This window comes from Streptomyces sp. NPDC031064 (assembly GCF_055570965.1).
The window spans coordinates 134106-147301 of the sequence record NZ_JBVIGF010000002.1 but is presented as its reverse complement, the minus strand read 5'-3'; the positions used below and the strand labels follow the sequence as shown (position 1 = coordinate 147301).

General features: G+C 72.8%; 11 protein-coding genes. 9 read left to right on the top strand and 2 right to left on the bottom strand.

The features are described 5' to 3' along the window. The first annotated feature begins 78 nt into the window (after positions 1–78). On the top strand, positions 79–768 hold the full coding sequence (gene fomD / locus ACZ46W_RS07420; RefSeq protein WP_468332871.1) for a cytidylyl-2-hydroxypropylphosphonate hydrolase: 690 nt from the start codon (positions 79–81) through the stop codon (positions 766–768). A gap of 234 nt (positions 769–1002) precedes the next feature. Next, positions 1003–3345, top strand: a complete 2343-nt coding sequence (locus ACZ46W_RS07415; RefSeq protein ID WP_468332868.1) for a SpoIIE family protein phosphatase — start codon at positions 1003–1005, stop codon at positions 3343–3345. Between the two features lie 154 nt (positions 3346–3499). On the opposite strand, the gene ACZ46W_RS07410 is transcribed toward ACZ46W_RS07415, so the two are convergent. Then, positions 3500–5785: a transglycosylase domain-containing protein gene (locus tag ACZ46W_RS07410; protein WP_468332865.1), complete on the bottom strand. Its 2286-nt coding sequence runs from the start codon at positions 5783–5785 to the stop codon at positions 3500–3502. Between the two features lie 222 nt (positions 5786–6007). Here ACZ46W_RS07410 and ACZ46W_RS07405 point away from each other — a divergent pair, with 222 nt between their 5' ends. The 5 genes from ACZ46W_RS07405 (at position 6008) to ACZ46W_RS07385 (ending at position 10814) form a co-directional block, all read left to right on the top strand. Continuing rightward, a complete protein-coding gene (locus ACZ46W_RS07405; RefSeq protein ID WP_468332862.1) occupies positions 6008–6955 on the top strand; it encodes an SPFH domain-containing protein in 948 nt (315 codons plus the stop codon). Continuing rightward, positions 6952–7191, top strand: a complete 240-nt coding sequence (locus tag ACZ46W_RS07400; protein WP_468332859.1) for a type II toxin-antitoxin system antitoxin — start codon at positions 6952–6954, stop codon at positions 7189–7191. Before ACZ46W_RS07405 ends, ACZ46W_RS07400 begins: the two co-directional genes overlap by 4 nt. A gap of 106 nt (positions 7192–7297) precedes the next feature. Further along, positions 7298–7822: a PadR family transcriptional regulator gene (locus ACZ46W_RS07395; RefSeq protein ID WP_468332856.1), complete on the top strand. Its 525-nt coding sequence runs from the start codon at positions 7298–7300 to the stop codon at positions 7820–7822. Next, positions 7819–8496, top strand: coding sequence for an ABC transporter ATP-binding protein (locus ACZ46W_RS07390; protein ID WP_468332853.1), 678 nt, complete (start codon positions 7819–7821; stop codon positions 8494–8496). The genes ACZ46W_RS07395 and ACZ46W_RS07390 overlap by 4 nt, the downstream gene beginning before the upstream one ends. Continuing rightward, complete coding sequence (locus ACZ46W_RS07385; protein WP_468332850.1) at positions 8493–10814, top strand: ABC transporter permease; 2322 nt, start codon at positions 8493–8495, stop codon at positions 10812–10814. The genes ACZ46W_RS07390 and ACZ46W_RS07385 overlap by 4 nt, the downstream gene beginning before the upstream one ends. Before the next feature lie 145 nt (positions 10815–10959). On the opposite strand, the gene ACZ46W_RS07380 is transcribed toward ACZ46W_RS07385, so the two are convergent. Then, a complete protein-coding gene (locus ACZ46W_RS07380; RefSeq protein WP_468332847.1) occupies positions 10960–11913 on the bottom strand; it encodes a hydrogen peroxide-inducible genes activator in 954 nt (317 codons plus the stop codon). A gap of 131 nt (positions 11914–12044) precedes the next feature. On the opposite strand from ACZ46W_RS07380, the gene ACZ46W_RS07375 reads away from it, so the two are divergent. Next, on the top strand, positions 12045–12599 hold the full coding sequence (locus ACZ46W_RS07375; RefSeq protein WP_468332844.1) for a peroxiredoxin: 555 nt from the start codon (positions 12045–12047) through the stop codon (positions 12597–12599). Between the two features lie 3 nt (positions 12600–12602). Next, a complete protein-coding gene (locus tag ACZ46W_RS07370; RefSeq protein WP_468332841.1) occupies positions 12603–13136 on the top strand; it encodes an alkyl hydroperoxide reductase in 534 nt (177 codons plus the stop codon). Positions 13137–13196 lie beyond the last annotated feature (60 nt).

Here is a 13196-nt window from a genome sequence, read left to right as displayed (position 1 = left end):
GTGTTTCGTACGTCGCCGCGCCCGCCGCCCGTGATCTGCGTCGCGGCGGGGCGGACGGCGCACCCCTAAGATCTGCGCATGACAGCCGAGACGACGACGGAGAGAGGAGCGCGCCCCGGTGGTGCGCGCTGGGCGCCGGGCGCGCGCATCCTGTGGCGCTACCGCGACAACGGCGGCGGTCACATCCACATCTGCCGGCCCGTGACGGTCGTCCAGGACACCGACGACCTGCTCGCCGTGTGGATGGCGCCGGGGACCGAGTGCGTGAAGCCGGTGCTCGCCGACGGCAGCCCCGTCCACGAGGAGCCGCTCGCCACCCGGTACACCGCGCCGCGCACCACCACGCGGGCGCGCTGGGAGGGTACGGGCGTGCTGAAGCTGGCCCGGCCGGGCGAGCCGTGGTCGGTGTGGCTGTTCTGGGAGCGCGGCTGGAGGTTCCGGAGCTGGTACGTCAACCTGGAGGAGCCGCGCACCCGATGGGCGGACGGCGTGGACTCCGAGGACCACTTCCTGGACATCTCGGTGTACCCCGATCGCAGTTGGCTGTGGCGGGACGAGGACGAGTTCGCCCAGGCGCAGCGCAGCGGCCTGATGGGGCCCGCCCAGGCCCGTCGCGTACGGGAGGCGGGCCGGGCGGCGGTCGAGGTGATCCGCGCCTGGGGCGCGCCCTTCGCGGACGGCTGGGAGAACTGGCGGCCGAACCCGGAGTGGACGGTTCCGGAATTGCCCGCGGACTGGGATCGCACCCCGGCGCACACGGCTCCGTGAGACCCTTGATGCGCCCCTGGGGTGCAAACGTAGGATCGTCCTCCGCACGTTGGCGGAGCAGGAACGACTGAGTAGAGACCAGGAACTGACCGTAAGTCATCCATGAGGGGGTGGAGCCGTGCCTGATCCGTGCCCGGATCCGTCACCCCTTGTCGACGCCGCCCTCAGAGCGGGTATAGCGCCTGACAGAGCGATCGCATCGCACTACCGGCCCGGACGGACGGAATCTCACGCGTGACGGAGCATCCCACCTCCCACGAAGGCCGACAGCCGCTGGCTGCCCGGCCGCAGGAACGCACCCGGCCGCGGCAGGAGACGCCCCCGTCCCCCGCCGCGCCGCCCGCTCCCGCGCCCGCGCCCGCGTCCCGCGCGGGTGCCGCCTCGGCCTCGTCCTCCCCGCCGTCCCAGGCGGCCGCCGCACCGGGCGGCCCGGGGCGCGGACCGTCGGGCCGCGGCACCGGACAAACGGGACACGGGCCGTCCGGACACGCGGCGCCCGGCCACGGGCCGACGGGACACGGGGCGCCCGGCTATTCGGCGCCCGGCTATTCGGCACCCGGCCACGCGCCGTCCGGGCACGCGCCGTCCGGGCACGGCGCCGGGGCGTCCGGTCGCGCGGGCGGACACGGGGCCGGAGCGGCGGCTCACGCGGGCGGGCCGTCGGGGGACGGGGCCGGACCGTCCGGGTTCGCGGGCGGGCCGGGCGGCCACGCCGGCGGCGGCCCGGGACACGGGACCGGTCCTGACGCGCACACGAGCGGAGCCGGAGCGGGCGCCGGAGCCGGGCAGGGCGGCGTGCCCGCCGGGATCGCCGGGCCGCTGGACGGGCTGCCCGCCCAGGCCGGGTCCGCCCCGGGACGGGAACCGGCCGCCGCGCGCCACGAGGGCGACCGGCTGCGGTTCGTGGGCGCCGCCACGCGGCGGATCGCCCGCGGCATCGACCTGGACGAGATCGTGCTGGGCCTGTGCCGGGCCACCGTGCCGACGTTCTCCGACGCGATCCTCGTCTACCTCCGCGACCCGCTCCCGGTCGGCGACGAGCGACCCGTCGACCCGTTCGTCCTCCGGCTGCGCCGCACCGACAGGCTGCGTTTAACCGAGGACGACTCCGAGCTCGGCCTCTCGGCGGCGGACCCGGACACCGACCTCGACCTCGGCCCCGCTGCCGAGCTGTGCGAGGTCCAGGCCGGCGGCGCCCTCGCCGAGGTCCTCCGTGGCGTACGCCCCGTCTTCGGCGACTCGGCGGCCGCCCGCGCCGCGCTGCCCGAACTCCTCGGCGACGGGCGCTCCGTACCGTCCGGACACCGGGCGATCCTGGCCCCGCTGCGCGGCCGGCGCCGGGTCATCGGCGCGGCCGTGTTCCTGCGCCGCCCCGACCGGCCGCCGTTCGAGCCGAACGACCTGCTGGTGGCGGCGCAGTTGGCGACGCACACGGCGCTCGGCATCGACAAGGCCGTGCTGTACGGGCGCGAGGCCTACATCGCCGACGAGCTCCAGCGCACCATGCTGCCCGAGAACCTGCCGCAGCCGACCGGCGTGAAGCTGGCCTCGCGCTACCTCCCGGCGGCCGAGACGGCCCGGGTCGGCGGCGACTGGTACGACGCGATCCCGCTGCCCGGCAGCCGGGTCGCCCTGGTGGTGGGCGACGTGATGGGCCACTCCATGACGTCCGCCGCGATCATGGGCCAACTGCGCACCACCGCGCAGACCCTCGCCGGGCTCGACCTGCCGCCGCAGGAGGTGCTGCACCACCTCGACGAGCAGGCCCAGCGGCTCGGCGAGAACCGCATGGCGACCTGCCTGTACGCGGTGTACGACCCGGTCGCGCACCGCATCACCATCGCCAACGCGGGTCACCCGCCGCCGATACTGCTCCACCTGGGCGGCCGGGCGGAGGTGCTGCGCGTCCCGCCGGGCGCGCCCATCGGCGTGGGCGGTGTGGACTTCGAGGCGGTCGAGCTGGACGCCCCCGCCGGGGCGACCCTGCTCCTCTACACCGACGGGCTCGTCGAGTCGCGGCTGCGTGACGTGTGGACGGGGATAGAGCAACTGCGCGAGCGGCTCGCGGCGACGGCCCAGTTGACCGGCCCCGACCACTCGCCGCCGCTGGAGGCGCTCTGCGACGACGTGCTCGACATGCTCGGCCCGGGCGACCGGGACGACGACATCGCGCTGCTCGCCGCCCGCTTCGACGGGATCGCGCCGAGCGACGTCGCCTACTGGTTCCTGGAGCCGGAGGAGCAGGCCCCCGGCCGGGCCCGGCGCCTGGCCCGGCGGGCGCTGGCCCGCTGGGACCTGGAGGACCTGTCGGACAGCGTGGAGCTGCTGGTCAGCGAGGTGGTCACCAATGCCGTGCGGTACGCGGAGCGGCCGGTGACGCTGCGCCTGCTGCGCACGGACGTGCTGCGCTGCGAGGTGGGTGACGACTCGCCCCAACTGCCGCGCCAGCGCCGGGCCAGGGACACCGACGAGGGCGGGCGCGGCCTGTTCCTGGTGAACCGGCTGGCCCGGCGGTGGGGCGCGACGCGGCTGTCGACCGGCAAGGTGGTCTGGTTCGAGCTGCCGACGCGTATCTGAGCCGCCCCGGCACGACGTAACCGGCCCGACGCAGAAGCACGACGTAAGCGGCACGACGCAATCGGCACGACGCGACCGGTGCCGGACATGACGGTGGCCGGGTCCCTTGGGCAAGGGGCCCGGCCACCGTCGTCGTCTCACATCAGGCCGCGCGTCACGGCTTGGGCGGCTTCAGGTCGCCGGAGCCGCCGGTCTCACCGTCGCCCGGGTCGCCGGTCGGGTCGCCGCCGTCACCGCCACCGATGCTGCCGCCGCTGTTGCCGCCGGTCTCGCCTTCGGTCGGGTCGTCCGTCGGGGTCTGCGTGGGCGTCGGGATCGTCGGCGTACGCGTGGGCGTGCTCGGCGTACGGGTCGGGGTCGGGTCCTCGGTGGGCGACGTGGTCTCGGTCGGCTCCTCGGTGGGCGACTCGGTCTCCGTCGGCTCCTCGGTGGGCGTCGTCGTCGGGTCCGCCTCCGGCGCGGCCGTCTCGGCGAGGTCCAGGTCGAAGCGGGCGTCGGAGCCGCCGTCGAGGGCGCCCAGCGTGTAGTCGGCCCAGATGCGGGCGGGGAAGCCGCCGCCGTTGGCGCGGCCGGAGTTGGCGGTGCCGGTGAGGGTGACCTGCTTGCCCTTGTCGGCGTCCTCGCCGAAGAGGGCGACGACCGTGGCGAGTTCGGGCGTGTACCCGGCGAACCAGGCCGACTTGTTGTTCTCCGAGGTGCCCGTCTTGCCGGCCGCCTGGTAGGCGGGGGTGTTCGCCTCGAAGCCGGAACCGTTCTTCACGACGCCGGTCAGGGCGGCGGTCACGGTGTCGGCGGTCTCGCGGCTGATGACCCGGTCTCCGATGGGGGGTTCGGTGCGCTCGAAGGTGCGGTCCCTGTGCTCGGCGGACTTCACGATGGTCGGGGTGACCTTCTTGCCGTGGTTGTCGAGGGTGGCGTACACGCCGGCCATGTCCCACGTGGAGGCGCCCATCGTGCCCAGGGACATGGCGGGCTGCTCGACGAACCCCTCGCCGTCCTTCATGCCGAGGGCGAGCGCGGTCTCCTTCACCTTCTCCGGCCCGGCGTCCACGATCATCTGCGCGAACACGGAGTTGATCGACTTGTTCATCGCCTTCTGCACGGTGACGGGGCCGTAGCTGCGGTCGTCCTCGTTCTGGGGGGCGAAGGGGGTGTCGCTGCCCTTGACGGGGGTGCGGCTGTCACCGTCGTAGATGGTGTTGAGGCCGATCTCGTTGCCGTCCTGCGTCTTGGCGCCGTTCTCCAGGGCGGAGGCGAAGACGAGGGGCTTGAAGGTCGAGGCGGGCTGGTAGTCGCGGCGGGTGGCGTTGGACATCCAGTGCTCGGTGGCACCCACGCCGCCGTAGAGCGCCACGACGTGGCCCGTCTTGGGGTCGACGGAGGTGGCGCCGGCCTGGACCGTCGCGTCGACCTTGTTGCCCTTGCGGTCGAGGTGGTCCTCCAACTGCTTCTTGACCGCCTTGACGAGCTGCTTCTGCCGCTTCTCGTCGATGTTGAGCGTGATGGTCCAGCCGCCGGCGTCGATGTCCTCCTCGCTGACGCCCTGGCTGATCAGCTCCTGCTTGGCGGCCGCGACGAGGTAGCCGGTCTGGCCCTCCATGCCGGGTGCGGCCTTGGGCTTCTGCGGTACCTGGAACTTCTGGCCGGCGCGCTCGGACCGGCTGAGCCAGCCCTCCTCGACCATGTTGTTGAGCACGTAGTCCCAGCGCTCCTTCACCAGTTTGCGGCTGGTGGAACCGGCGTAGGTCCAGTCGTACTGGCTGGGGGCCTGGAGGAGGGCGGCGAGGTAGGCGCCCTGGGAGACGGTCAGCTTCTCGGCGTCGACGCCGTAGTAGGCCTGGGCGGCGGCCTGGATGCCGTACGCGCCGCGGCCGTAGTAGCTGGTGTTCAGGTACCCGGCGAGGATGGCGTCCTTCTTCATCCGCTGGTCGACCTTGAGGGAGATCACCAGCTCCTTGAGCTTGCGGGTGACCGTCTGGTCCTGGTCCAGGTAGTAGTTCTTGACGTACTGCTGGGTGATGGTCGAGCCGCCCTGCTTGCCCTTGCCGCTGAGGGTGTTGAACACACCTCGGGCGGTGCCCATGAAGTCGACGCCGGAGTCCTGGTAGAAGCTCTTGTTCTCGGCCGCGACGAACGCCTTCTCCACGTCGTCGGGGATCTTGTCCAGGCCGACGATCTCCCGGTTGATCTCACCGGTGCGGGCGAGGATCTTGCCGTTGCTGTACTTGTAGACGTTGCTCTGCATCGTCGCCTGGATGTTGGCGGTCGGCACCGGGACGAGCAGGTACACGACGTAGAACGCGCCCATCGCGAGCAGGCAGAGCCCGAAGAAGGTGCCCAGCAGTTTCTTCCAGGTGAAGAAGCGGCGTATGCCCGCGCCTTCGGTCTTCGCCCCGCGCGCTCCGCGTTCCCGCGCCCGTCGCGCTTCCGCTCGACCCATCGCTCCGTCGCTCCGCTCTGCTCATCTGCGAATCAGCTCAGCAAACTAACACCACGGGTGGCGACAAAGCCCAACGGATCCGGTCTTTTCCGGACGTGACAATGAGCACCCGTCTCAGAGGAACCGACTCCTGAGGGGTGCGGAGGGTTGCGAGGGGCGATAAAGTGATATCACTTTGCTAGACCGACCGGACGGCTTCCGGACGACGAAACGGGGACGATCATGACCACAACGGAACGCGGCACCGCTGTCGCCCTGGGCGAGGACCTGCCCCGGATGCCCGAGCCGCGCGTACGGGAGTTCGCCGCGCACAGCATCGGTGGCGGACTGGCGCTCCTGCTCGGCCTCGCCGGACTGGCGGCCGGCGTCTGCCTGGTGGTGGCGGGCGCGGCCGCCGGCTCGACGGGCGCGAAGGTGACGCTGATCCTGGCCGGCGTAGCGCTGGGGATCGCCTCCTTCCTCGCGATGTGCGGGCTGAACATGGTGGCGCCGGGCGAGGCGCGGGTGGTGCAGCTCTTCGGGCGGTACCGGGGCACGGTCCGCACGGACGGGCTGCGCTGGGTCAACCCGCTCACCTCGCGCATGAAGATCTCCACGCGGGTGCGCAACCACGAGACGCCGGTCCTGAAGGTCAACGACGCGTACGGCAACCCGATCGAGCTCGCCGCGGTGGTGGTGTGGCGGGTCGAGGACACCGCGCAGGCGATGTTCGAGGTCGACGACTTCCGGGTGTTCGTCTCCACGCAGACGGAGGCGGCGGTGCGGCACATCGCGATCGAGTACCCCTACGACGCGCATGACGAGGACGAGCTGTCACTGCGCGGCAACGCCGAGGAGATCACCGAGAAGCTGGCCGCCGAGCTGCACGCGCGCGTGGAGGCGGCGGGCGTCCGCATCATCGAGTCGCGGTTCACCCACCTCGCGTACGCTCCGGAGATCGCCTCCGCGATGCTCCAGCGCCAGCAGGCGGGCGCGGTCGTGGCGGCGCGGCGGCAGATCGTGGAGGGCGCGGTGGGCATGGTCGAGGCGGCGCTGGACCGGCTGGAGGAGCGGGACATCGTGGAGCTCGACCCGGAGCGGAAGGCGGCCATGGTCTCCAACCTGATGGTGGTGCTGTGCGGCGACCGGGCGGCCCAGCCCGTGCTGAACACGGGCACGCTGTACCAGTGACGCCACCCCCTGAACCCCGCCGGCGCAAGCAGGTGCTGCTGCGCCTGGACCCGGCGGTGTACGAGGCGCTGGCCCGCTGGGCGGCGGACGAGCTGCGCAGCGCGAACTCCCAGATCGAGTTCCTGCTGCGCAAGGCCCTCTCCGACGCGGGCCGCCTCCCGCAGGCCCCGGGCCCCCTGCCCCGCCGGGGCCGGCCGCCGAAGACGCCGCCGCCCGCGGCCCCGCCGGGGGACTGAGGGCCATGGACGGTGGGGGCAGCCGTGGACGAGGGGGGTGGCCGTGGACGAGGGGGACGCCGACCGGTATACATCGCATGTATACGTGCGATGTATAGTCGCCCCCATGTCCATCGGTCACACCCTCCTCGGGCTCCTGGAGTCCGGCCCCCGGCACGGTTACGACCTCAAGCGGGCCTTCGACGAGAAGTTCGGGCACGACCGCCCGCTGCACTACGGGCAGGTCTACTCGACCATGTCCCGGCTGCTGAAGAACGGGCTCGTCGAGGTCGAGGGCATCGAGCCCGGCGAGGGGCCCGAGCGGAAGCGGTACGCGATCACCGAGGCGGGCGTCACCGACGTCGAGCGGTGGCTCACCCAGGCGGAGAAGCCCGAGCCGTACCTCCAATCGACCCTGTACACCAAGGTCGTCCTCGCCCTGCTCACCGGGCGCAGCGCCGCCGAGCTGCTGGACACGCAGCGCGCCGAGCACCTGCGGCTGATGCGCGAACTGACCCGGCGCAAGCAGGACGGTGACCTCGCCGACCAGCTCATCTGCGACCACGCCCTGTTCCACCTGGAGGCCGACCTCCGCTGGCTGGAGCTGACCGCCGCCCGGCTCGGGCAGCTCGCGGAAGCCATCGGGCGGTGAGCGTGCTCCTGGAGGCCCGCGGCATCAGCAAGGCGTACGGGCCGACCCCCGCCCTGGTGGACGCCGAGTTCGGCATCCGCGCCGGCGAGGTCGTCGCCGTCATGGGTCCCTCCGGGTCCGGCAAGTCGACCCTGCTGCACTGCCTGGCGGGCATCGTCAGGCCGGACGCCGGCACCATCACGTACGACGGCCGTGAGCTGACCGCCATGTCCGACGCCGGGCGCAGCGCGCTGCGCCGGGGCGACTTCGGGTTCGTCTTCCAGTTCGGGCAGCTCGTCCCCGAGCTGACCTGCGTCGAGAACGTCGCCCTGCCGCTGCGCCTGGGCGGCGAGCGCCGCAAGCCGGCCGAGCGCAAGGCGCGCGAGTGGCTGGAGCGCCTGGAGGCGGACGGCGCCGGCGGGAAGCGGCCCGGCGAGATCTCCGGCGGCCAGGCCCAGCGCGTCGCCGTGGCCCGGGCTCTGGTCACCGCGCCCCGCGTGATCTTCGCCGACGAGCCGACCGGCGCCCTGGACTCGCTCAACGGCGAGCGCGTGATGCGGCTGCTCGGCGACGCCGCCCGGGACACCGGCGCCGCGGTCGTCCTGGTCACCCACGAGGCCCGCGTCGCCGCCTACTCGGACCGGGAGGTCGTCGTACGGGACGGACGGGTGCGCGGCCTGATGGGCGCCGTATGATCCGCGACCTGCTCCTCGGTGCCCGGTTCGCCGTCACCGGCGGCCGCCCCGGCTGGGTGCGCACGGTGCTGACCGCGCTCGGCGTGGGCGCCGGCGTGGCGCTGCTGCTCCTCGCCGCGTCGGTACCGAGCGTCCTCGACGGGCGCGACATCCGCCACCAGGGCCGCGACCTCACCTCCAGCGAGTCCGACGCGCCGCGCTCCGACCGCTCCTTCCTGTACGCGGCCACCTCCACGCTCTTCCACGACAAGCCCGTGCGCGGCATGCTGCTGGCGCCCGAGGGCGCACACGCACCGGCGCCTCCCGGGGTGGCCGAGGTGCCGGAGCCGGGTGGGATGGTGGTCTCGCCGGCCCTCGGCCGCCTGCTCGCCTCGCCCGAGGGCGCGCTGCTGAAGGAGCGCCTGCCGTACGAGGTGACCGGCCGGATCGCTGACGCGGGCCTGGTCGGCCCCGCCGAACTGGTCTACTACGCCCACAGTCCGGGCCTCACCGAGGCGGCCGCCGACGGCCGCGCCGACGGGTTCGGCCACAACGTCGGGGTCGACCGGCCCTCCAGCGCCTTCCTCCTGCTGCTGATCGTGGTGGCGTGCGTGGTGCTGCTGCTGCCGGTGCTCGTCTTCGTCGCCACCGCCGCCCGCTTCGGCGGCGAGCAGCGCGACCGCAGGCTGGCAGCGCTGCGGCTGGTCGGCGCGGACATCGCCATGACGCGCCGGATCGCCGCCGGCGAGTCGCTGGCCGGCGCGCTGCTGGGGCTGCTGGTCGGTGCCGGACTCTTCGCCCTGGGGCGGCGGTTCGCGGGCCGGGTGACGGTGTGGGACGTGAACGCCTTCCCGGCCGACGTCACGCCCGTACCCGCGCTGGCCCTGCTGGTGGCGGTGCTGGTGCCGCTGTGCACCGTGGTGGTGACGCTGCTGGCGCTGCGCGGCGTGGCGATCGAGCCGCTGGGCGTGGCCCGTGGGGCGGCTCCCCGCCGGCGCCGGGTGTGGTGGCGGCTGCTGCTGGTCGCCGCGGGGCCGGCGCTCCTGCTGGCCGCCGGACCGGTCACGTTCGCCGAGACGACCCTGGACGCCGCGCCGATCGCGGCGGGCGCGCTGCTCACCCTGACCGGGGTGACGACGCTGCTGCCGTGGCTGACCGAGACGCTGGTGCGGCGGCTGCGAGGCGGCCCGGTGCCGTGGCAGCTCGCCGTGCGCAGGCTCCAGTTGAGCAGCGGCACGGCGGCGCGGGCGGTCAGCGGCATCGTGGTGGCGGCGGCCGGGGCGATCGCGCTCCAGATGCTGTTCGGCGCCGTGCAGAGCGACTTCATGCGGCCCACGAACATGGACGAGGCGCGCGCCCAGCTCAGCCTGCGGGCCGACACCAGCGGCCCGGGCGGGCCCCGCGAGCTGATCCGCGAGGTGTCGGCGGCGAAGGGCGTCGCCGGGGTGAGCGCGACGCTGAGCGCCTCCGTGCAACGGCCGGGGCCGCGGCGCGCGGGTGAGGGTTTCGTCCCGAGCACCGCCATCACGGTCGCCGACTGCCCTTCGCTGCGCGAGCTGGGCCGGCTGCCCTCGTGCGCCGACGGCGACGTGTTCATCGCGCGCACCCACGGCGGGGACGGCCCCGACGACGCCTACCTGGCCGAGACGGCCCGGCCCGGCGCCCTGGTCAACCTGCGCGACGAGCAGGCGCCGCCGCTGCTGTGGCGCATCCCCGCCGACGCCCGCACCGTGGAGGCGCGGCGGGACCCGATGGGGTGGACGTCGTTCGGGGTCTACGCCACGCCCTCGGCGCTCGACGCCGCGAAGCTCGACGCCCCCGCCCTCACCGCCTGGGTGAACCTGGACCCGTCCGTGCCGGACGCCGCCGAGCACGCCCGTAACGCCGCCGCCCGGGTCAACCCGCTCATACGGGTGGACACGATCCAGGACATGGAGCGTGACGAGCGGTTCACCAGTGTCCGCCGGGGCGTGTTCGCCGCCGCGACGCTCACCATGGCGCTGGTCGCCGTCTCGCTGCTGGTGTCGATGGTGGAGCAACTGCGGGATCGCAAGCGGCTGTTGTCGGCGCTGGTGGCCTTCGGTACGCGCCGCTCGACACTGGCGTGGTCGGTGCTGTGGCAGACCGCCGTACCGGTCGTGCTGGGCATGGCCCTGGCGGTCGCCGGCGGGCTGGGCCTCGGCGCGCTGCTGCTGCGGATGATCGGCAAGAGCGTGTCGGACTGGTGGGTGTTCTGGCCGGTCACCGGGGTCGGCGCCGCGCTCATCATGGGCGTGACACTGCTGACCCTGCCGGCCCTGTGGCGCCTGATGCGCCCGGACGGCCTGCGCACGGAGTAAGCCCCACGCCCCGGGACGCCGCCACGCCCCCGGACGAGCGCCGCCTCCCACGGGCGAGCACCGGGCGAGCGCCGCGCCCCCCGTTGAGCGCCGTGCGCCGTTGAGCGCCGTGCCCCGTTGAGCGCCGTGCCCGGCCCTTCGTGGCTCAGCCTTCCGGTCCGATGACCCGGACCGGGAGGGCCGTCATGGCCTCGCGCAGGGAGTGGGCGAGCTCCTCGAACTCGGCCTGGCGCGCCGCGCCGGTGCGCATGGCGAGCGCGATGCGCCGGGAGGGGGCCGGGTCGGCGAACCAGCCCGTCACCAGGCGGGCGTTGCGCCCCGTCTCGACCGTGACGGCGGTGCGCGGCAGCAGGGTCACCCCGAGGCCCCCCGCGACGAGCTGGACCAGCGTGGACAGGCCGGCCGCGGTGGTGGTGACCGCGGCGCCGTCCTCGCGCCCCGCCTCGCGGCAGATGTCGAGCGCCTGGTCGCGCAGGCAGTGACCCTCGTCCAGGAGCAGCAGCCGCAGCTCGCGCAGCGCGTCGCGCGGGATGTCGGTGCGGCCGCCCAGCCAGTGGTCCTCGGGCGTGACGAGCACGAAGTCCTCGTCGAACAGCGGCAGTTCGGTGACGCCCGGCACGCCCAGCGGGACGGCGAGCAGCAGCAGGTCGAGGCGTCCGGCGGCCAGCCCCTCCAGCAGGGACGAGGTCTGCTCCTCGTGGACCTGGAGGTCGAGCTCGGGGTACCGCTCGTGGACCAGGCGCAGGACGGTCGGCAGCAGGTAGGGCGCCACGGTCGGGATCACACCGAGCCGCAGCACACCGGTGAACGGCGCGTGCGCCGCCTCCGCCTCCTCCATCAGCTCGGCCACCGCGTCCAGTACGGCCTTCGCCCGCACCGCCAGCCGCTCACCGGCCGGTGAGAGCAGCACCTTGCGTGTCGTACGCTCCAGCAGTTGGACACCGAGTGCCTCTTCGAGTGCCGAAACCGCGCCCGAAAGGGCGGGCTGGCTCATTCCGATCGCGGCGGCCGCGTCCCGGAAGTGCAGGTGCTCGGCCACCGCCGCGAACGCTCTGAGCTGGGCGAGACTGGGCTGCTTACCCTTATATACGGACACCACTGATAACCACCTTCGATCAACCCGACCCAGTCTAGCTATTTCACTGATCAATGCACGCCGTGCCATGCTGGGGCTCCGTCCAACCCCCTCGGAAGGCCCCAAAAGGGACTTCCCAGTTGCAAGGAGAGCGTGTGCTCACTGTCGGTGACCAGTTCCCCACGTACGACCTGACCGCCTGTGTGTCGCTGGAGAGCGGCAAGGAGTTCGCGCAGATCAACCACAAGTCCTACGAGGGCAAGTGGCGCGTGGTGTTCTTCTGGCCGAAGGACTTCACCTTCGTCTGCCCCACCGAGATCGCCGCCTTCGGCAAGCTGAACGACGAGTTCGCGGACCGCGACGCCCAGATCCTCGGCGTCTCCGGCGACTCCGAGTTCGTGCACCACGCCTGGCGCAAGGACCACGCCGACCTGCGTGACCTGCCCTTCCCGATGCTCGCGGACTCGAAGCACGAGCTGATGCGCGACTGCGGCGTCGAGGGCGAGGACGGCTTCGCGCAGCGCGCCGTCTTCATCGTCGACCCGAACAACGAGATCCAGTTCTGCATGGTGACCGCCGGCTCCGTCGGCCGTAACCCCAAGGAGGTCCTGCGGGTGCTGGACGCCCTCCAGACCGACGAGCTGTGCCCCTGCAACTGGACCAAGGGCGAGGACACCCTGGACCCGGTCAAGCTGCTGGCCGGTGAGTGACCCATGGCCCTCGACGAGCTGAAGTCCGCCATACCGGACTACGCCAAGGACCTGAAGCTGAACCTCGGTTCGGTCATCGGCAACAGCGAGCTTCCCCAGCAGCAGCTCTGGGGCACGGTCCTGGCCTGCGCGATCGCCTCGCGCTCGCCCAAGGTCCTGCGTGAGCTGGAGCCGGAGGCCAAGGCGAACCTCTCGCCCGAGGCGTACCAGGCGGCCAAGTCCGCCGCCGCCATCATGGCGATGAACAACGTCTTCTACCGGACGCGTCACCTGCTCTCCGACCCGGAGTACGGCACGATGCGCGCCGGTCTGCGGATGAACGTCATCGGCAACCCGGGTGTGGAGAAGGTCGACTTCGAGCTGTGGTCGCTCGCCGTCTCCGCGATCAACGGCTGCGGCCTGTGCCTCGACTCGCACGAGCAGGTGCTGCGCAAGGCCGGCGTGGACCGCGAGACGATCCAGGAGGCGTTCAAGATCGCCTCGGTGATCCAGGCGGTCGGCGCGACGCTCGACGCCGAGGCCGTCCTCGCCGAGTGATCGGCCGCGCGTAAGGCGTACGAAACGCGTAAGGCGCACGAAAGGGGCCCACCGCCATCC